Annotated in this window: 15 protein-coding genes and 1 tRNA gene; 8 read left to right on the top strand and 8 right to left on the bottom strand. The window is 63.3% G+C overall.

Annotation, left to right across the window (positions count from 1 at the left end; translation table 11 throughout):
* Window positions 1-11 precede the first annotated feature (11 nt).
* The 5 genes from ABHR63_RS02190 to ABHR63_RS02170 form a co-directional block, all read right to left on the bottom strand.
* Window positions 12-950: an FHA domain-containing protein gene (locus ABHR63_RS02190; protein ID WP_022094220.1), complete on the bottom strand. Its 939-nt coding sequence runs from the start codon at window positions 948-950 to the stop codon at window positions 12-14.
* 3 nt (window positions 951-953) lie between these two features.
* Window positions 954-2,798, bottom strand: coding sequence for a serine/threonine protein kinase (locus ABHR63_RS02185; protein ID WP_346964985.1), 1,845 nt, complete (start codon window positions 2,796-2,798; stop codon window positions 954-956).
* Window positions 2,795-3,697, bottom strand: a complete 903-nt coding sequence (locus ABHR63_RS02180; RefSeq protein ID WP_346964984.1) for a hypothetical protein — start codon at window positions 3,695-3,697, stop codon at window positions 2,795-2,797. Before ABHR63_RS02180 ends, ABHR63_RS02185 begins: the two co-directional genes overlap by 4 nt.
* A 243-nt stretch (window positions 3,698-3,940) precedes the next feature.
* On the bottom strand, window positions 3,941-4,537 hold the full coding sequence (gene recR / locus ABHR63_RS02175; protein WP_006235173.1) for a recombination mediator RecR: 597 nt from the start codon (window positions 4,535-4,537) through the stop codon (window positions 3,941-3,943).
* Window positions 4,538-4,550: 13 nt separating this feature from the next.
* Window positions 4,551-4,871 (bottom strand): YbaB/EbfC family nucleoid-associated protein, encoded by a 321-nt coding sequence (locus ABHR63_RS02170; RefSeq protein ID WP_006235174.1) that lies wholly within the window; start codon window positions 4,869-4,871, stop codon window positions 4,551-4,553.
* A 339-nt stretch (window positions 4,872-5,210) separates the two neighbouring features.
* On the opposite strand from ABHR63_RS02170, the gene ABHR63_RS02165 reads away from it, so the two are divergent.
* Window positions 5,211-5,684: a hypothetical protein gene (locus ABHR63_RS02165; protein WP_006235175.1), complete on the top strand. Its 474-nt coding sequence runs from the start codon at window positions 5,211-5,213 to the stop codon at window positions 5,682-5,684.
* Window positions 5,685-5,705: 21 nt separating this feature from the next.
* On the opposite strand, the gene dnaX is transcribed toward ABHR63_RS02165, so the two are convergent.
* Window positions 5,706-8,204: a DNA polymerase III subunit gamma/tau gene (gene dnaX, locus ABHR63_RS02160; RefSeq protein ID WP_346964983.1), complete on the bottom strand. Its 2,499-nt coding sequence runs from the start codon at window positions 8,202-8,204 to the stop codon at window positions 5,706-5,708.
* A gap of 115 nt (window positions 8,205-8,319) precedes the next feature.
* On the opposite strand from dnaX, the gene ABHR63_RS02155 reads away from it, so the two are divergent.
* The 7 genes from ABHR63_RS02155 to pknB all read left to right on the top strand — a co-directional run bounded on the left by ABHR63_RS02155 (window position 8,320) and on the right by pknB (window position 19,241).
* Window positions 8,320-9,036, top strand: coding sequence for a hypothetical protein (locus ABHR63_RS02155; RefSeq protein ID WP_271730027.1), 717 nt, complete (start codon window positions 8,320-8,322; stop codon window positions 9,034-9,036).
* Window positions 9,037-9,180: 144 nt separating this feature from the next.
* Window positions 9,181-11,034 (top strand): serine/threonine-protein kinase, encoded by a 1,854-nt coding sequence (locus ABHR63_RS02150; protein ID WP_346964982.1) that lies wholly within the window; start codon window positions 9,181-9,183, stop codon window positions 11,032-11,034.
* Entirely contained in the window at window positions 11,031-12,041 is a 1,011-nt protein-coding gene (locus ABHR63_RS02145) for an FhaA domain-containing protein (protein ID WP_195622457.1), read from the top strand. The genes ABHR63_RS02150 and ABHR63_RS02145 overlap by 4 nt, the downstream gene beginning before the upstream one ends.
* A gap of 6 nt (window positions 12,042-12,047) precedes the next feature.
* A complete protein-coding gene (locus ABHR63_RS02140) occupies window positions 12,048-12,464 on the top strand; it encodes an FHA domain-containing protein (protein ID WP_006235180.1) in 417 nt (138 codons plus the stop codon).
* Window positions 12,461-14,260 (top strand): Stp1/IreP family PP2C-type Ser/Thr phosphatase, encoded by a 1,800-nt coding sequence (locus tag ABHR63_RS02135; protein ID WP_346964981.1) that lies wholly within the window; start codon window positions 12,461-12,463, stop codon window positions 14,258-14,260. Before ABHR63_RS02140 ends, ABHR63_RS02135 begins: the two co-directional genes overlap by 4 nt.
* Before the next feature lie 16 nt (window positions 14,261-14,276).
* The gene (locus ABHR63_RS02130; RefSeq protein ID WP_346964980.1) at window positions 14,277-17,147 is read left to right on the top strand and encodes an FtsW/RodA/SpoVE family cell cycle protein; all 2,871 of its coding nucleotides are present in this window, start codon (window positions 14,277-14,279) and stop codon (window positions 17,145-17,147) included.
* Window positions 17,148-17,279: 132 nt separating this feature from the next.
* Window positions 17,280-19,241 carry a Stk1 family PASTA domain-containing Ser/Thr kinase gene (gene pknB / locus ABHR63_RS02125; protein ID WP_346965861.1) on the top strand — a complete coding sequence of 654 codons (1,962 nt, stop codon included), beginning with the start codon at window positions 17,280-17,282 and terminating at the stop codon, window positions 19,239-19,241.
* Between the two features lie 282 nt (window positions 19,242-19,523).
* Here the strand turns inward: pknB and ABHR63_RS02120 are convergent.
* Window positions 19,524-19,599, bottom strand: a tRNA-Arg gene (locus ABHR63_RS02120).
* A 114-nt stretch (window positions 19,600-19,713) separates the two neighbouring features.
* The gene (locus ABHR63_RS02115; protein ID WP_238022763.1) at window positions 19,714-20,112 is read right to left on the bottom strand and encodes a DUF956 family protein; all 399 of its coding nucleotides are present in this window, start codon (window positions 20,110-20,112) and stop codon (window positions 19,714-19,716) included.
* Between the last annotated feature and the right edge of the window lie 40 nt (window positions 20,113-20,152).

The raw sequence follows: 20,152 nt of genomic DNA, 5'->3' as shown, positions 1-20,152 counted from the left end.
GGCAGGACTGGCTAGAGGGCACCGAAGAGAATGGCGTAGGTAGTGGATTCGCCGAGCTTGAGCTCGTCGCCGGGATTGAGTTGGGCGGAACGGCCGGGCTCGACCTGAATGCAGACGCGCGTGGCCCCGTTTACCACCACGGTTCCGTTGGTGGACGACAAGTCCTCGACGTGCCAGATATTTTGAGCATCGCACCAGATATGGGCATGGCGGGCCGAGACATCGTCGCCGACGTCGGTAATATCGCCCTCACCAGTGGCCAGTGCGCCAATCTCAACACCCTGCTCGCTCGGCTGAATCCAGCGCGGGGCGCTCACGACAAAACTGTTTTGCACGCGCAGCAAGCCCAAGGGGTGCGCCGGGGCGGGTTCGCGTTCGCCCGCGGTCATCGACATGCCAAGCGAACGCGGCGTGGATGTTCCTCCGCCACAGGTCGCGTGCGCGTAGTCGATGGCATAGTTCACCGAGGACCGCACATCCGCCGAACAACCGACAGCGACAAACAGCACCAGCACGGCCTCGGCGCGCTCGGCGGGCATGAGTTCCGCCGCCTGGGACAGGCGATCGAGCGCGTTGCGATAGAGATTCGTGTCCTGGTGGCACTCTTCGAGCGCGCGTACCATCGGTTCACCTGCAGGACCGCACACCATATTGATCACAGCCGTGGAGTCCATGGGATTTCGCTGGCGCAGGGCCAGTTGCGACATAATACGCGCAGCCGAGGTACCGTATTCGGCAAAGTAGCGCTGCTGAAGCGTGCCGACCGGCGCGCGAACGATAAAGCGGGAAACCCAAGAGCGATCGGCGGCTCGACTCTGCGGGCTGCGGCCGTCGGCGAGCGGACGGGACGAAAGCACCAAGCCGCACAGCTCGATATGGCTCAGATGCGCCGCGCGCTTAAAGATGTCAAACATGGCCCCGCATGGGGTGAGCTCAACTTGAGATGCCATGACCTAGGCCTCCTTGGTCGTAGAAATAGAATCGGACGATACTTCGACAGGTCCGCCAAAAGTACGGGCAGCTGCGGCTCCACCGGCAAGCGGAGTCGCCATCTGGGCTTTTGTGCGTCGCGGTGCCGAAACGGGAAGTTCAAAGGCAAAGCCCATCGCAAGCAAAAACCACGTAAGCGTATAGGTTGCAACCAGAGCGGCAACAAGGCCGCCCATCACGGCGCGTTGGGAAAATACGCTACATGCAGCCACAACCAGCACCGGAACCTCGCAGGCAGAAAGCGCAAGCACACCCTGCAGGAAGCCCGAGCGCCGATCGCGCGCAAGTGCCCCCGCGGCAACGCCGGCTATGCCTGGCAGCGCCAACGCCAGTGCGGCAATAATACCCGGTAGCGACCCAGACCACACGAGCGATCCCAAAGTCGCCGTCACGCGAGCGCCCGACGCCAGCAGCGCGGCCGAAACCACGACCACAGCCCAAACCACGCCACAGACGACCGTCGCGCCGACCATCAGCGCGCGACGCACCGCGCGGCCAGACGCATCCATGGGGCACGGCGTGAGCGGCTCGCCGCGGAGCGAACGACCGACATTTTGCGCATAGTGGTCACAAAACGCCGAGAGCGCCGCCTCGACCGCCGCCGGCTCGGGACGATCTTTTTGATGGCTGGACAGACAGGCCATCACCACGTCGAACAGCTGGGCATCGACAAACGCCAGCGCATCGCGTAGCTCTTCGGAATCCGGCTCAAGCCCTAGCTGCTGGGCCTGCTCGGCCGCGGCGAGCGCCACATCGGGCTCACGACGAAGCAGCTGAGTCAAATCACAACCGGGCGCATGGGCACCAATGGGATAGTCGGGCCGCGTGTCCATTTTGAGACGGTAGGGGCTCGCGATGTCGCGCGTCCTTTTGCGCGAACCCGAGGCGCCCGAAGTGCTCGGCGCGGCTTCGTATGGCGCGACGCCGGCAATGAGCTCGTAAACCGTGCTTGCCGCGGCATAGACGTCGATCGCCGGCGACATACGCAAAGCGCGCAGGTCGGGAATATCGTCGGTGAGCATCTCGGGCGGAGCGTAGGCCACCGTCGCGCGACGCAGCGTCGCATAACGCTCCGTAAACGACGCCTTGCCGCCGGTACCGGCCACGGCCGACGCAGGCTCAAGCGCCAGCGACGAGCCAAAGTCGATCAGGCACAGGTCAAAGGTGCCCTCGGCAAGCTGCCGGTCAAGCGGTAGACGCGCCGTGCGCACCATAATATTAGCGGGCGAGATATCGCGATGGACAAAGCCCTCGCCCACCAGGCTCATACGGCAGAGCAGATCGAACAGGTCGCGACCCAGACGCGCCGCCACAAGCGGCGACAGGCGTCCGGCATCGTCCACGGCGAGTCGCGAACGCAAGCGGGCAAGCGTCTCGCCCTCGACCCATTCCATGACAATTGCAGGCACACCGTCGACCTCGCCCCAGCCATAGAGGCGGGGAAAGCCCTTAAGGCCCGAAAGGGCGCGATGGCATTCGTATTCCTCGCGAAACGCCGCCTTGAACTTGGCGACCAGCGCCTCGTGGGCGACATCGTCATCAAATTCGTCGCGCGTTGGCAAGATGAGCTGCTTGAGCGCCACGGCCTCGCCCTGCGCGTTAACGGCACGCGTCACACGGCCGATACCGCCGCGGCGCATGGTGGCGTCATCGGCAAACAGCATCGTAAAACGGCGCAGGTAGGCGGGAAGCTCGTCCGTGCCCAGGGCGACGGCCGGCTCAAACCCGTCGACGCGCGCCAGGCGCAAGCCCACCATGGGATCACGGTTGAGCGACTGGGCTACCGTAGAAGCGAGGCCGTTCGTCATAGGGCGATCGCCGCCACATTGGTGTTGAAGTTGTTGAGCGCGACGTCGTCGTTGCCGTAGTGCCCAACCCATTGGCACAGGTTGGTATAGCAGCCCCACAGATTGGCATACTGCCGATACCACTTAGATTTGGTCGAGAACCTTTGTCGACCGAACTCGGCACGGATAACAAACATGTCATTCGCCAGGGTGTCGCACGGTCCGGTATCGCCCGTGGCGTTATAGGTCGACACCACGCTATTGGCGCGGGCGACATAGCCATCGAGCATATTGTATTTGGTCACGAGCCAGCTGTGGATACTCTCTTCCTCGGCAGCCGAGAGACCACCCGAGCCCGCGTCCCCGCCGGTACCGCCGTCCGTCGAGCCATCACCCGAAGATCCACCGCCAGAGGCGGAGCCCGAACCGGAACCGCCGCCCGACGAATCGGAGCTGGAGCCAGACGAACCCGAACCGCCGGGCTTGCCTGTCTGTTGGGCGTCCTGCCCCTTCTGCTGCTCGGCCTTATTTATGACAGATGCCACACTGTTGTTGGAAAGCTTCGTGATGATCTTGGTGTTGGTGAGCACGATGGTCTTGCCGTTTGCCAGCGTAACCTCGTTGTCCGATGTTTCGGGACTGTCCGCATCGTCGCCACCGAACACAACGTGCGAGACCACACTCGCCCACGTATATCCGGCTGTCGTTCCCAAGTCGCTTTTGGCCTTGCGCCCAATATGCAGCTCACGCGCAGCATGCGCCTGCACCATGGACGGCACCGTCATGCCATAAGCCGAAACACCGGCTATGACCAGCACGAGCGAGCAAGACAGCAGCACACACGCCCGAGGTGCCAGGCCCAGCCGGCGTCGCATGCGCACCGCGGCGCCATGCTTTGTCTGAGTGCCCCCGGGCCGCATGCGATCTCCTCCAACAAAAACACGCCGCTTAAAAGCGGCGCATTCTTTCACATCCACATTTGAGTGTATCAGCGAACCCAAAAGGTTGTGCAACGAATGGGCAAATACGAGGTGCGACCGGACCCATCCACGCGATAAGCGGATGAAAAGCAGGTTTGTTGCACAACAAATGTATGAACGCGCACCCAATTATGAGCGCCCCGTGCGGCAGGCCGACGGGACATGCCGCGGAGCTGACGCCGCTTAGATCGCGCGGCGGGCCTCGATAGCGCGGCCAAGCGTAAGCTCGTCGGCATACTCCAAGTCGCCGCCCACGGGAAGGCCGCTCGCAAGACGCGATACCTCAACGCCCAATGGCTTGATGGTGCGAGCAAGGTAGCTCGCCGTGGTCTCGCCCTCAATGTTGGGGTTGGTGGCGATAATGACCTCGTGGATGTCCTCGTGGCCCAGGCGCGCCAGCAGCTCGCGGATATGCAGCTGCTCGGGGCCGATCTTGTCCATGGGGCTGATCACGCCGCCCAGCACATGGTACAGGCCATGGTAGCTGCCCGTGCGCTCGATTGCCTGGACGTCGCGCGGCTCGCCCACCACGCAAATGCGAGTGGTATCGCGCATCGGGTCCTGGCAGATGGAACACTCGTCGGCCGTGGCGTAGTTAAAGCAACGGCTGCAAAAGTGGACCTCCTGCTTGACCTCCAGGATGGCCTCGGCCAGGCGGCGGGCCTCCTCGGCATCGGCCTCGAGCAGGTAATAGGCTATGCGCTGGGCCGACTTGGGACCAATGCCCGGCAGACGACCCAGCTCATCGAGCAGTTTTTGCAGACTGTGGTTGGCACTCATATATATGCGTGTCTTAGAACGGCATGCCCGGGATGTTGAGGCCGCCGGTGATGGCGCCCATCTGCTTGTTGGCGAGCTCGTTGACGCCGCGGACGGCCTCGTTGACGGCAGCCATGATCATATCCTGCAGCATATCGACGTCCTCGGGATCGAGCGCATCGGGATCGATGGTGAGGTTGACGAGCTCCATCTCGCCGTTAACGGTCACCTTGACCATGCCGCCGCCGGCAGAGGCGTCGACGGTCTGGGACTTGAGGTTCTCCTGCGCGGCGGCAAGCTGCTCCTGCATCTTGCGAGCCTGCTTCATCATCTGCTGCATGTTCATACCGGCCATGATGGCTCCTTTACGTGCGGCCGCACGCCGAGCTGCAAGGGCAGCCGGAGCACGGCGGGACTTTCAAACTCAAAAATCGTACCACGGCGCGCGGCGAGAGAGCGGGGCGGACGTGTTACCTCAGTCGATATACATGTCCTCCAATACAAACCGCACTCAAAGATTATGCAGGGTCGAATTATGCAAGGTTGCATAATATCGCACACTCAATCTAGTAGAGCCGAATCCGGCATTTCATGTGCGCCACTAAATAGCTAAATGCCGAACCGCTGCTCGAGGCGGCGCACATGGCGGCAGGGTATAATTTGATTGCCATAGATAGTAATTTGGAGGTGCCCCATGAATGCCCCCAACGCGCTCCAAAACATCCGCTCAAAACACCCCGTTGCATATGTGGTTCTCTATCTCTTTGTCGGCTGGGCATTGCTGGTTGTCATCACCCATGCCATAGCTTTTGGAGCAGAACTGCTGATAGCCAGCTCGGACCAGCCCGTCGTCAAATGGGAGACGACCGATGAGTGCACCGACGGAACCCGAACCGTCTACTACAACAGCCCGTCCCTCTATCAAGAGTTCAAGGTCAAGATAAAGGACTTCAAGATTGTCGATGCCGAGCTAGGCGTTTATTTGGCAATCGGAGCAACCATTAACGCCGAGCAAGTCGAGTACACGGACAGCCATGCGACGTATCGTATCGACCTCAGCATCCTAGGCCGACCGTCACGCACCTGTCTGCTCAAATGCGACATACGCGGCACCACACTACACATGTCCGAAATACAGATGCGCCCGGACAAGGGGTCCTCTTCTTGAGCAGTATACCCGCCTGCGCAGCTACTCCACCGGCTTGAAGATGGTGGCCTGGCCAAAGACGCTGCGGATGAGGTCTTTGGCCTCGTCCTCGGTCTGCGGGATGCTCGGGGCTGCGCCCTGGTGGCCGAAGGGGCTGCCGGCGCCGGGGTTGGACTCCCAGGGAGCTGCAGAAGCGTCCTCCTCTTTGGGGGCAGCTACAGCGGACTTGGGCGCGGGCGTCGCACCCGGCACGTCGAACGGAGGAAGATCGTCCCCGCCAGCATCGGCAGCAAAGCCGCCGACCATGGCGTCGTCGTAGGGTACCTGCTCGGATTCCCACGGCGCGGACTGCGCGACAGGCTGAGCCTTGGGGGCAGCCGAGCGCTCGGGCGCACGGGGTGCGGGCTCGGTCGGGAGCTTACCCGTGGCAGGAGCACCGGCGGGGTTGTCGGAGCGTAGCCAGGGGGCTTTGCCCAGGTCAGACGACTTGGGCGCGGGCGAGACGGGCTTGGGCGCGGGTGTCGGAGCAGCCGGTTTGGGCGCCGCGGGCTTAGGCGCCGACGGGGTCGATGCCGCTACCGGTGCCGTTTGCTGCTGCGGCGCGCTGGCGCTCGAGGATACAGGGGCCGCCGAGGACACGGGTTGCGGGTCCGCAGATGCCGCAGCCCGTGCAGATGGAGAATGCTCCTCATGTTGAGGAGCCGGCGTGCCACCCCCATCCAGGACATAGTCGACGGTACGACGACCGAAGACCACGCAGACCGTCGGCAGGACCACCGACTGCGTATCGGCGCGACCGAGCATCTTAATGGCAAAAGTCGAACCCGCGGGGAACGAGACCGTGAGCTTGGAGCCGTCGTCGGCCGTGGCGCGGGCGTTGAGCAAAAGCCCTGCGTAGGAAGCCTGACGTGCCTTGACACGCTCGACAACCTCGGCCCATTTGCGCTGCAGCTCTCCGGCATCCTCGACCGCGGGCGTCTCGGCAGCACCGGCGACGGCAACCTGGGCGGCATTGTTGGACTGGGGCTTAGGTGCCGGAGCTATGGCAGGCGCGGGGGCCGCAACGGGCTGAGGCGTCGGAGCCGGCGCAGGCTGAGGTGCAGGCGCAGGCTGAGGTGCAGGCGCTGCAGGCTTGGAAGCTGACACGGACGCAGAACGGGGCGAAGGCTGGGCAGCCGGAACAGCAGCACCACGGTCCCAAGGCATACCGCCCTGGCGCGCGGACGTAGCAGCGGGGGCAGCGGATGCCGCCGGGGCGGCAGCGCGGGCGCCCGAAATGAGCGTCGGCTGTTGGGCAGCAGCGGGTACGGATGCTGCAGGCGCGGCGGCCTGAGCAGCAGCCACGCTCGCCGGCACGGCGGCGTTGGCAACCATGGCCTCCAGGCGTGCCACGCGCTCGGCCAATGCCTCAATCGTTAAATCAGCCTCGGGACGCGCCAGACGCGTGCAGGCAATCTCGAGCACCAGGCGCACGTCGCTCGCGCCCCTCATCTCCAGTGCGGCATCGTCGAGCACTGTCAGCACACGAGCCAGGCGGTCGGCAGGATGCTCGCCAAAGGCAGCGGCCTCGGCAGCAAGCGCCTCGGCCTGCTCGGAGCCGCCCTCAAACAACTCGGCACGGGCACCGGTAACGCAGGCAACATACACGTCGCGCGCGTGCGCCACCAGGTCGCGCGTCAGCTCCAGCAGATCGTTACCTTCCTCGACCTGCGCGCGAATAAGCCCATACAGCTCGGCAACATCGCGATCGGCAATGGCGCGGGAAAACTCGCCCAGAATCTGGTCCGAAACCTCGCCTAAAAGCGAGCGGGCGTCGTCCGCATGCACAGAACCGTTGCCAAAGACGCTCAGCTGCTCCAGCGTGGACAACGCGTCGCGCATGCCGCCCTTTGCATGGCGCGCCACGATAGCCAGCGCCTCGTCGTCGTAATCGAAGCCCTCCTGCTCGCACACGTATGCCAGGCGATGCTCGATATCCTCGTTGCCGATGCGATGGAAATCGAAACGCTGGCAGCGTGAGAGGATGGTCTCCAGAATCTTTTGCGGGTCGGTGGTGCACAGCACAAAGATCACGTGTGCCGGCGGCTCTTCAAGCGTCTTGAGCAGCGCGTTGAACGCCGCCGTCGTGAGCATGTGGACCTCGTCGATGATATAGATCTTGTACTTGCCGCGCACCGGGGCAAAGTTGACGGAGTTGATGATCTCCTCGCGCACATTGTCCACGCCCGTGCGGCTTGCGGCATCGAGCTCGTAGACATCCGGGTGGTTGCCCTCGGCAATGAGCTCGCACTCCTCGCAAGTACCGTCGGGCATGCAGCCGCTTGCACCCTCGGCGCGCGCTGCCTCGGCATTACGGCACAGCAGCGCCTTGGCCAGAATGCGCGCCATGGTGGTCTTGCCCGTGCCGCGCGGTCCGCAGAACAGGTACGCGTGGGACAGGCGTCCCTCGGTGATGGCGTGCTCGAGCGTCGAGACGATATGCTGCTGGCCCACCACGGAGTCGAAGGTGAGCGGGCGATACTTTCGGTACAACGATTCCATGGGTGCTCCCCCGGGTATACTGAGTCTTGTTGCCGCGACGGCCATGCGGTCGCACGGCATACTGCATTCATAATAACCCGTACGGCGAGCCCGCCGCGATAGGAGTCCAAAGAGCATGGCAGACGCAGAGAGCAACCTCGTTCCCTCCGAAGCAGCCGACCAGGTCGAGGTCGCGCTCGAGGAGCAGGCCGCAGCCGATGACGGCATCCTGTACCTCAACGAGTACCAGTACGAAAACGACCTGGTCACCGACTTCGCCCGCCTGGTCGCCTCGCCCAGGCGTCGCGGCTCGCTGTATGTCGCCGCGGCAATTGCCGCGCTCATCGGCATCGGCATGCTGGTGGCCGGCGGCAACTGGATCAAGTTTGGCGTCGTGTTGATCGTGTTCGGCGCCTTTTTGGCCTGGTGGAGCAAAAACCTGCACCACACCCTCGCCCGCGACTTTATCGATTCCGTCGAGGCCGACGAGTCCATGGGTGGCCGCTATCGCCGCGTCGCCGCCAACGAGGACGGCCTGATGGTTTGGGGCAAGAGCGGCAAGTCGCAGTTTTTCCCGTTTGAGAAGCTCGACCACGTGCTCGACGGCGAGCGCATCTTTGTGGCCATGTTCGCCGACCAGGGCGTGACGATCCCTAAGGACACCTTTGTCCGCGGCGATGCCGAGCAGTTTGGCACCTTCCTTAAGGCGCGCATCAACAAAAAACTCCGCATCGAGACCAAACGCAAGAAGATGAAGGCTGAAAAGGCCGCCGCCGAGGCCAAGCAGGGCGACAAGCCCCAGGAGACCAAGGGCAAGCAGCGCAAGCAGAAGAAGAACAAGAAGAAGCGCTAAGGCCAAGACAGACAGGCAGCCTCGCATCCCGTTATCCTCGCCATCCGCCCGAGCGTGCTACACTAGCAGCATCTATGCCACCGCGAATGGCTCGGCCCCGCGCCCGCCGCTCGCAAACGAACTTTAAACGCACGAGGGTTGGCCATGCCGCTTTTCCCGCAACATACCGCCCGGTTCTCGCCGGACGTTCCTTTGGAGGGCACCAGCTCTCGCGAGCTGCTCAAGCGGTACCAGCCGCTCGAGACACTTGCGACCGGCGGTTTTGGCTCCATCGAGATCTGCCGCGACACGCACCTGCGCCGCCGCGTCGCCATTAAGCGCATCCCCCTTATCAACGGTGCCGGCATGCCCGCCAGCGACATCATGGATGTCCTGCGCGAGGCGCACACCGCCGCCATGCTTCAACATCCCGATATCGTGCAGGTCATCGACTTTACGCACGACACAGCCTATGCCTACCTGGTTATGGAATATGTCGATGGCATGTCGCTGGCCGAGTTTTTGCACCGCGTGGACGGCCACTCACTTACCTTTGACGAGGCCGCGGCCATTGCCGATGCCCTGGGCCAGGCGCTCACCTTCGCCCATAGTAATGGCGTACTCCACCTGGACATTAAGCCCGCCAACGTGCTCATCGACCACTCGGGCAATGTAAAGCTCACCGACTTTGGCATGGCGCGGCTGTCGTCCGCCGGTGGCTTTGGCGGCTCGCGCGGCGGCACCATCGGCTACATGCCGCCCGAGCAGCTCGATATCGAGACCGGCACGGTCGACGAGCGCGCCGATGTCTTTGCCCTCGCCTGTGTGATCTACGAGGGCCTGTGCGGCAGCGCTCCCTTTATGGCGGCCACGCCCGCCGACTCGCTCGACCGCATCATCGGCGGCGCCACCTATCCCAGCGAGCTGATACCACACTTTCCCCCGGGAGCCGAGAGCGCGCTCATGAGCGCGCTCTCCCCCATGCCGCAGGACCGCCCCAACAGCATCGAGGCATTTTGCGACCAGCTCCTTGCCGGTCTGGGCAGCGTGCGCGAAGGCCGTCGCAGCCTGGAGCAAATGGTTGGCGAGCTTTCGGATGACGAGCAGGAGCTCGACGGTATCGAGCCGTCGCACTACGAGGACGACGCCATCGAGGTCGACCCCGCACTTGGCTGGGCGGGCACGCGCTGGAGCCATGCGCGCGACTACACCATGCGCGCTATCTCGGCGCTAACGTGCGGCACCTTTAGCTTTTTGCTGATGCAAACGGCCGGGGTCGCGGCGCTTCCCGGCCTGGTCATTGCGGCTATCGCAATCGGAGCGGCGGCTGGCCTGGCCCCCCAGATTGGCTCGGCCATCTCGGCTGTGGGCTTTTTGGTGCTCATGGCCAACGCCACCATGCAGGCGCAGAGCATCCTGTCGATGTTGCCCGTCGCGGTGATCTTTGCCGCCGCCATGTCCGGTTGGTGGATCGCCTGGGGTCGCACCGAGGCTGCCGCGAGCGCCGCACTCACCTGTGCACTCGCGCTTGGCTGTCTGACCGGCAATACCTTCCTGGCAGCTGGGGTCGCCGCCGGCGTCGCGTCATTTTGGCTCGGCCCGGCAAGCGCCGCCGCGGCAACGGGCATGGGCGCGCTTTTTGCCCGCCTGGCGACAGTCGCGCTTTCAGCCGGAGGCGTGCTGGGGCTCGGTAACGTTGCCGCAGCGCTGGGAGACCCGCTCCTTTGGGCTGCCTTTGGGCTGGCCGCGGCAACTGCCGCAGCGTCATCCGCGCTGCTCAATGCCCATGCCAAGCGTGCCAATCAGGGCTCAAACCTTGCCGCAATCGCCGCCATCGCTGTCACCGGCATCGGCTGCGCAGCGGCGTCCTGTCTTGCACACCATATGGAAATTGCCAGCCTTGCAGCCGCGGTCATCGCCAAGGCGGCGGTTGCGGGAACCCTATCCTCTATAATCGTTGGGATATGCCTATATTTGCTCGGATACCAAAGAACCTATACGGAGAGTGATCTTTCGTGAACTTCCTGAACATCTTCGAGGACCACGTGGCCGGCATCTTCGGTGCCACCCGTGCCCCGTTCTCCTTTAAGAAGCTTGCCAAGCAGGCCGCTCGCGACATGGAGGATCAGACTCTGGTGATCAACGGCGTCAACACGGCGCCGGCACTCTATACCATCCTTATCGCCGCCGACGACGATCCCATGCTCGCCCCGTTCTACCCCGAGCTTTCGCGCGAGGTCCGCGAGTTTGTGAAGGCACAGGCCGAAAAGCGCCGCTATGTGTTTGTCGGCGAGCCCCTCGTGCGCTTTATGATCGATCCGCAGCTGCGTGCCGGCAAGTTCTCGGTCTTTGCCGAGAACGTCGATGCCCCCACGCTCGGCCGCCTGTACGAAGAAGAGCGCGCCTATCAAAACGGCCTGGGCCAGAACAACTCCGCGGCAAGCCGTGCCGCCAGCGCCCCGCGCGCCGGCCAGCAGCAGTTTGCCGCCCCGCAGCAGCAGCGCCCCGCCGCCATGCCCCAGCAGCAGCCGACGCCTCGCGCCGCCGCTCCCGACCCGCTTGCCGTGGCAGACCCCTTCGCGCCTAGCATCCCCGACCCCGCCGCTCCCATCCCGGTGCCGCAGACCGTCTCGCGTGACGCGCTTGCCGGCATGGGCGGAGCCGCCGCGACCGGTGCCGCCGTGGGCCTAGGCGCCGCAGCCGGCATCGCCTCCAACATGGCGAGCACTCGCGCCCCGCAGCGTCCGCTCGCCCAGCTCGTCGACGTCGTGAGCGGCGAGAGCCATAGCATCACCTCCGCACAGGTGACCATCGGTCGCGAGCGCTCAGTTTCCGACATTGCCCTGCGCGACCCCAACGTGTCGCGCCGCCACGCCCAGCTCACCTTTACGGGCTCGGATTGGTCGATCGAGGATCTCAATTCCACCAACGGCACGCTCGTCAACAACCGCCGCATTACGCGCTGCCCGCTGCGCAACGGCGATCTGCTGACGTTTGGCCTGAGTACCTTTGAATTTAGGGGATAGTCGCTTATGAACATCGATATCGTCCTTTTTGCAGGCCGCATCGTCCTGGTCGCCCTGCTCTATATCTTTCTGTTCGCCGTCATGAAGACCGGCGTGGGACTTGTGCGTGGACAGCGCCGCGACTCGGCTATCTGGACGATCGATGTGGACAAGGGTCCGCGCGGTATCCGCGGCATCCACGTAGACATGCTCGGCCCCGTCATCGTCGGTCGCTCGCCATCTTCGGACATCTGCATCAACGAACCGTTCGTTTCAGCCTCGCACGCGCGCTTTTCGCTGCAGGGCCCGGCGCTCATCATCGAGGACCTCAACTCACTTAACGGCACGCTCGTCAACGGCCGCCAACTCGTGGAGCCCGCGACGCTGCGTGAGGGCGACGAAGTCCAGATTGGCGACGTGGTCATGAAGGTGAACCGTCGATGATCGACGAGGAGAACAAGTCCGCAACTATGACCGAGGCACCGGCCGCCGCCACAGCTGCACCGGCCCACGCCGCTCCGGCGGGCTCCGCACCCGTGGAGCCCGAGGACACCGTGTTCTCCCTGCCTCTTTCGCATGTAACGCATGATATTTCGGATCTCGCCGATAACGAGGACGAAGAGGATGCCGTAGCGGCGCCCATCGGCGCACATGCTGCGGAACAGCCCACAGCGCCCGAAGCAACCCCGGCGCCGGCTCACTTTGCAGAGCCCGTCGCCGCGGCAATCAACGAGAGCGCTGCGGTGTTTGCGGCACCCGAGCCCGCCGCGCCGGCGTTTCCCATGGCCCCGGCGTCCGAGGTTGCGCCCGCGTCTACGCCGGCGCCCGAGCCTATAGACGTCAGCCCGCAAGACGACGAGTCGACCGCCCGCGTGTCCGAGGAGCCCGACTCCCCGGACACCGGTGATTCCGAATCAAACGCCGTGACCGACACCGTCTCTCCCGGTGACACCGCCGAAATCGACGTTGCCGCCGTTGAGGCCAAGCTCAAAGACCCCGGCTCGACCATGAGCTTTGAGCCCCTGACCGAGGAGCGCATCGAGACCGACTCGACCTATGATGCCGGCACCACCACGCAACTTATGTGGGGCGCCCGCTCCGACGTTGGCTGTGTGCGCCCGCACAATGAGGATTCCTACCTGGTGCAGTCGCCGCTCTTTTGCGTATGCGACGGCATGGGCGGTCACGCCGCCGGCGAGGTAGCCTCCTCTATCGCTGTCGAGACCATTGCCAAGACAGCTCCTCAGTCTGCCGACGCCGCACGCCTGGCGGCAGCCGTCGAGGCCGCCAACGCCGCCGTAATCGAGGCTGCCTTGAATGGCCTGGGCAAGCCCGGCATGGGCTGCACAGCCACTTGCGCCTATATCGAAAACGACACGCTTGCCATCGCCCACGTGGGTGACTCTCGCGCCTACCTGCTCCACGAGGGCACGCTCATCCGCGTGACCCGCGACCACTCCTACGTGGAGGAGCTCGTGGACGCCGGCGAGATCACGGCAGACGAGGCTCGCGTCCACCCCAACCGTTCGGTCATCACCCGCGCGCTGGGCTCGGACCCCGCTATGTATGCCGACCACTTTACTCTGCATATCGAGGAAGGCGACCGTCTGATCCTGTGCTCCGACGGCCTTTCGAGCATGATTCCCGATAGCGATATCGAGAACATCGCCACGCAGTCCTCAACCGCGCAAATCTGCGTCGACAACCTAGTGGACGCGGCGCTTGCCGCCGGCGGCCACGACAACGTGACCGTAGTAGTCGTTGACCTGGTTGACGATGGCGTTATGCGCGAGGCGCAGCGCGTGCGTCGCCGCAACATTACTATCGCCGCCATCCTGGCCCTCGTCTTTGTGCTGGCAGCTGGCATCTGGGCCTACACGGGTGTCACCGGCTCGTACTACCTGGGTACCTACCAGGGCAATGTCGCCGTCTGGCGCGGCCTGCCCGGCAAGCCGCTCGGACTCAAGCTCCACTGGCTCGAAAGCGAAACCAGCATTAAGCTGTCCGACCTGCCCGAAGACACGCAAAACCGCCTCAAGGCGGGCATTCCGCAAACAAGTGTCGACGATGCGCAGGACACGATATCCAAGTACCGCCACCAGATCGACGAGGAGCAGACCCGCCAGGTGATCGACGCGCAAACGATTCGCGACAACACCAATCAGGGATCGACCTCCGAATCAGATTCCGAGAAAACCGCCGAACAGTCCGCCGAGGCCGAAGCCTCCGATAAGAATTAGAAAGGGAGTGCCGCTTATGAGTCGCCGCAACACCGAGCTGCTCTTGCTCATCGCCTCGGCGTTCCCCGTCATCCTGCTGTATGCGATGTACGTCCTCACCGCGGGCGCTGCCATCTCCTTTGAGACGCTCGCCGTACCGATCGGCCTCTTTGCCGCCTTTGCCGCGGCCCACATTGCCGTGCGCATCTTGGCGCCCGGTGCCGACCCCGCCATCCTGCCCATCGTATTTATACTTTCGGGCATCGGCATCACGTTCGTGACGCGTCTCGCCCCCGCTCTCGCCATCTCACAGCTCATCATCCTGTTTGTCTCGGTGGCGCTCATGGTGGGAACGCTTGCATTAGTCAAAAACCTCGACGTGGTCATGCGCTACAAGTACACCTTTGGCATCATCGGCATCATTCTGCTGATGCTGCCTATCTTTATCGGCACCACGATCTCGGGCTCCAAGCTGTGGATTCGCATCGCGGGCTTTACCATCCAGCCCGGCGAGTTCGCCAAGGTCTTTATCGTCCTGTTCCTGGCCGGCTACCTGGCCGAGAACCGCGAGCTGCTCTCCATCTCCAACCGCAAGATTCTGGGCTTTAAGATCCCTCGCCTGCGACTGCTGCTGCCGCTGTTTGCCGTGTGGGGTGTGTGCCTGCTCGTCGTCGTCTTCGAACGCGACCTGGGTTCGGCCGTGCTGTTCTACACCATCTTCTTGCTGATGCTCTACGTTGCCACGGGGCGCTTTTCGTATGTCGTTATCGGCCTTGCGCTCTTAGCCGTCGGAGCCGTGGGCGCCTACAAGTTCCTGTCGCACGTTCAGGTGCGTTTCCAGGTTTGGGTCGATCCGTTTAAGGACGCCCAGGGCCAGGGCTACCAGATCGTCCAGTCGCTCTTCTCGCTTGCCGATGGCGGTCTGGTCGGTGTTGGCATCGGCAACGGCATGGCCAACAACATCCCTGTCGTCGAGTCCGACTTTATCTTCTCGGCTATCGGCGAGGAGATGGGCCTTTTGGGCGGCGGCGCCGTGCTCATCCTGTTTATGCTCTTTGCCGTGCGTGGCCTCACCACGGCTGCCCGCGCTAAATCCGACCTCGCTGCCTTTAGCGCCACGGGCCTTACGGCCGCCATCAGCTTCCAGGCCTTCTTGATCGTTGGCGGCGTAACCCGCCTGATTCCGCTGACCGGCGTCACCCTGCCCTTTATGAGCCAGGGCGGCTCCTCGCTGCTGGCGAGCTTTATCATCGTCGCGCTCCTGCTGCGCGCCGGTGACGAGGCGACCGGACGCGAGGCCGAGCTTACCGGCACCGGCACCATGGCCGCCATCACCGATGATCAGGTCGCATCTGCCGCCGCCCCGACGGGCACGCGCTTTGCCACCTCGTCTTCCTACGGCAGCGGCAGCCATTCCGTCGGCTCGCGCATGCGCCGTCGCCTGCTCGACACGCCTGAATCCGGTGTGCTCGGCCGCGTTGCGCTCGCCAACCGTCTAACCCGCGCGGTGCTCGCCTTTACGGCGCTGTTCGCCATCCTTATCGGCAACCTCACCTATGTCCAGGTCATTAAGGCCAAGGACTATCAGGACATGCCGACCAACAACCACACCATCGCCCGCTCCAAGTACATCCAGCGCGGCTCCATCATCACGTCCGACGGCGTGACGCTGGCCGAGTCGCTGCAGCAGGAGGACGGCACCTACGTACGCTCCTACCCCAACGGTAACCTGGCAGCGCACGTGGTTGGCTACGTGAGCCAGCAGTATGGCACCACCGCCATCGAGAGCGTCATGAACGACACGCTCACCGGTTCTAAGGACTACTCCAGCTGGAACAACGCCATCGCGTCGCTCGCGGGCCAGACCCAGCCGGGCAACACCGCCAAGCTCACCATCGACTCGCGCATCCAGACGGCGGCCGAGCAGGCACTCAAGGGCTTTAAGGGCGCTGTAGTGGTCATCGACCCGCGTACCGGCGCGGTGCTCGCATGTGCCAGCTCGCCCACCTACGACAACACCAACATCGATGCCCTGCTGCAGACGGGCGGCGGCGAGGACGGCTCCATGTACAATCGCGCCATGGACGCACTGTACACGCCGGGCTCAACGTTTAAGGTCGTTACGCTTTCCGCGGCACTCGAGACCGGTACCGCCAGCCTTACCAGCACCTACCAGGCGCCCGGCTCCATGGACATCGGCAACGCACCGGTCACCAACTATGCCAACGAGAGCTACGGCACCATCAGCCTGCAGCAGGCCTTTGCCGTGTCCTCCAACGTCGTCTTTGGCCAGGTGGCAAACGAAGTTGGCGCAAACACGCTCGTGCAGTTTGCCAACGCCTTTGGCTACGGCCAAAAGCTCGGCCAGGACCTGACCTCCGCGGCCTCCATCATGGCCGACCCGTCGCTCATGACCGAGTGGGAGACCGCCTGGGCCGGCGCCGGCCAGCCTGTCGGCATGGACCACACGCCCGGCCCGCAGACCACCGTCATGCAAAACGCCGTGATTGCCGCCGCCATCGCTAACAGCGGCGTGGTCATGGACCCGTACTTTGTAGCCCAGGTACTCGCCCCGGACGGAACCGTGGTCAAGACCACGCAGTCCCGCTCGCTTGGTCAGGCCGTCAGCTCCGCCACGGCCGACCAGGTCAAGCAGGCCATGCTTGCCGTCGTCCAGTCCGGCTCCGGCACCGATGCCCAAATCCCCGGCGTCAAGGTCGCCGGCAAGACCGGCTCGGCCGAGACTGGCGGCACCAACGTCAACTCGATGTTTGTTGGCTTTGCACCTTACGATTCACCCACGGTCGCCATCTCGGTGGCCTTGGAGGATTTCGACAAGCATGACGTCAAGGCCGCCAAGATCGCCGGTATCGTCCTGACCGCGGCGCTTGCCGCACAGGGAGCGTGATGCCCATGATCGAATCGGACACCCGAGGCGCGCCGCGGCCTAAGGGTTAGCGGCAACGCGTCACACGGCCCCAGCGGCCACATCGTAGGTACTACACACATCGTTGAGCGAATAGTTATGTTAGGAGCAGGAATGGAACAGAGGGTCCTCGGGGGAAGATACCTCCTCAAGGATAAGGTGGGAACAGGCGGCATGGCGACCGTCTACCGTGCACAGGACCAGGTCCTCGACCGCACGGTAGCCGTCAAGATCATGCTGCCGCAGTATGCTGGCGACGCAACCTTCGCCGCACGCTTTAAGCAGGAGGCCCAGGCAGCAGCCGGTCTCTCCTCACCCTATATCGTGGGCGTCTACGATTGGGGCAAGGACGGCGACACCTATTACATCGTCATGGAGTACCTGCGCGGCACCGACCTTAAGAGCGGCATCAAGAGCCACGGCGCCCTCGACCCCAAGAAGGTCGCCCAGATCGGCTCGCAGATCAGCTCCGCGCTTTCGGTCGCCCACAAGCACGAGATCATCCACCGCGACATTAAGCCGCAGAACATCATGGTGCTGCCCGACGGCAACATCAAGGTGATGGACTTTGGCATCGCGCGCGCCAAGAACAGCCACCTCACGCAAGACAACAACGTGCTGGGGACCGCCCACTACGTCAGCCCCGAGCAGACCCGTGGTCAGGACCTCGGCCCCACCTCGGATATCTACTCGCTGGGCGTCGTGATGTACGAGTGCGCCACCGGCCGCGTCCCCTTTGACGGTGACGACGCTATCTCGGTCGCACTCAAGCAGGTCAACGAGCTGCCTATTCCGCCGAGCCAGATCAACTCCGGTGTCGACGCCGACCTTGAGCGCATCATCCTCAAGTGCATGGAGAAGGACCCGGCAAACCGCTTCCAGACCGCCGACGAGCTGCGTCAGGTGCTCAACAGCTACCTGTCGGGCCGTGCCGTCAACGTCTCGGAGCCCACGCGCATCATCGGTGCCCCCGGTGAGCTGGGCGCCACCAAGACTCGTGAGCTTTCCGATCAGACGCGCGCCATGGTGCGTCCCGTCTCGGGCGTGAGCGGCCAAAATACCGCCCGTAGCTCGGTTTCGGGCTCCACCGGCTCCTACGAGGTCGAAGAGCCCAAATCCAACAAGAACAAGATCATCGCCGCCGTGGTGGCAGCCGTTGCCGTCATCGGCATCGTGGTGGCCTTTGCCACAGGACTCTTTGGCGTCGAGCAGGTCACCGTGCCCGACGTGCTGGGCAAGGACCAGCAGACTGCCGTCGAGCTGATCAAGGAAGCCGGCCTCGAGGTCGGCACCATCGACCAAAGCTACAACGACAATGTCGACGAGGGCAAGGTCGCCGAGCAGACGCCCAACGGCAACACCAAGAAGGCCAAGGGCACCAAGGTGAACCTGGTAGTCTCCAAGGGCCCCAAGCCCTCCGAAAAGGTTGAGGTTCCCAAACTTGTCGGCCTGACCAAGGACCAAGCAGAAGCCGCACTGGCAAGCGTTGGCCTGAAGGGCAACGCCTCCGAGGAGGCCAACGAGGCTGATGAGGGCCAGGTCTTTGAGCAGGGCACCGAAGCCGGTAAGGAAGTCGCGAAGGGCACGACCATCTCGTACAAGGTCTCGAGCGGCCCGGATACCACGTCCGTCCCCGATCTGACCGACATGACCGAGGCCCAGGCGCGCAACGCCCTCGATATGGCAGGCTTTGGCGTCGACGTTAGCTACCAGGAGAACGACTCGGTTACCGAGGGCACCGTGATCAGCTGGAACCCCAGTGGCAAGCAGAAGCCCGGCGCCACGATTACCGTCGTCATTGCCAAGAAGTCCGGCAAGGCCAGTGTTCCGGGCAACCTGTACGGCAAGAGCATCTCCGCCGCCGTTACCGCGCTCAACAACGCCGGTTTCTATAACATTGGCTTCTGTGACCAGAACGGCAATCCCGTAAGCGGTAACGAGGATGCCACCGTTACGGGCGTCTCCCCCACTGGAAAGCAGTCCACCGACAGCACGATTACGCTGACGGTCGCACTTTCTGGTTCGGGCTCGGGCTCGGGCACGAGCACGGGCGACGATTCCGGTACGACCAACTAGTCGCCACCCCACCGCTCATCGCGGCTTTCGCCGCAAACATATTCGCTCACAGGCGCCCGCTTGCTCCCCCAGCAAGCGGGCGCTTCGTTTTTGACATGGCATTGAACCAGAAGAGCCCGGCACCGTAGCAGTACCGGGCTCGATATTCCTCTGGTGCCCCCGGGCGGATTCGAAAACTCCCCCCGCGGGGAAATGAGTGACGCGGGTGTCGACGGTTCGAATCCGCCGGCAGCTCCCACAAACCAGAAACGACGCCGCTCTCGCGACGCCGTCATAATCTTCTGGTGCCCCCGGGCGGATTCGAACCGTCGACACCCGCTTTAGGAGAGCGGTGCTCTATCCCCTGAGCTACGGAGGCATGTTGTACTAGTGTAGCAGATTTACGCCACTACCATGCAGCGCATAGCCGCTCTTCGAGATAGTCGTCTGCGACGCTCTTTAATGACTAGTCGATTAAGAACGTCGCAGGAGATTAGTTGCCTTTATGAAAGAGGCTTTTGATGACGGAAGGGATGCTCTTGGCGCCCTTGGCGGTCACATCGATAAAGTCGGGCGAACGCACGAGCTTATCCTCGTCGACGTACTTGCGGACCGCACGAAGCGTCTCTTTGTCGTCGCGCGTCGAAAACGTAAAGTGACCGTTGTCCTTGGTGAAGATGGCAAAACGCGTGATCTTCTTGGTGCCGCGCAAAACCTCGGCGGCAATATAGTCGACCTCGTCCCACGGGATTTGAATATAATCCTCGGGATTGCGCTCGTTATAGTACTCAAACGCCTTATTGCCCACCATTACGTTACCGTGACTGGTAAGCCCCATCAGGCAGGTTGCCGGCGTTGCCAGATCGACCGTGCTGTTCTGAGATTGCGCCATACGCGCCTCGCCCTCCAATAAAAAACAATCGGACCGCATC

The sequence above is a fragment of the Collinsella aerofaciens genome (genome assembly GCF_039752775.1).
GTDB classification, from domain to species: Bacteria; Actinomycetota; Coriobacteriia; order Coriobacteriales; family Coriobacteriaceae; genus Collinsella; species Collinsella aerofaciens_R.
The sequence above is the reverse complement of the archived record's forward strand: the minus strand, read 5'-3'. Positions and strand labels throughout refer to the sequence as shown.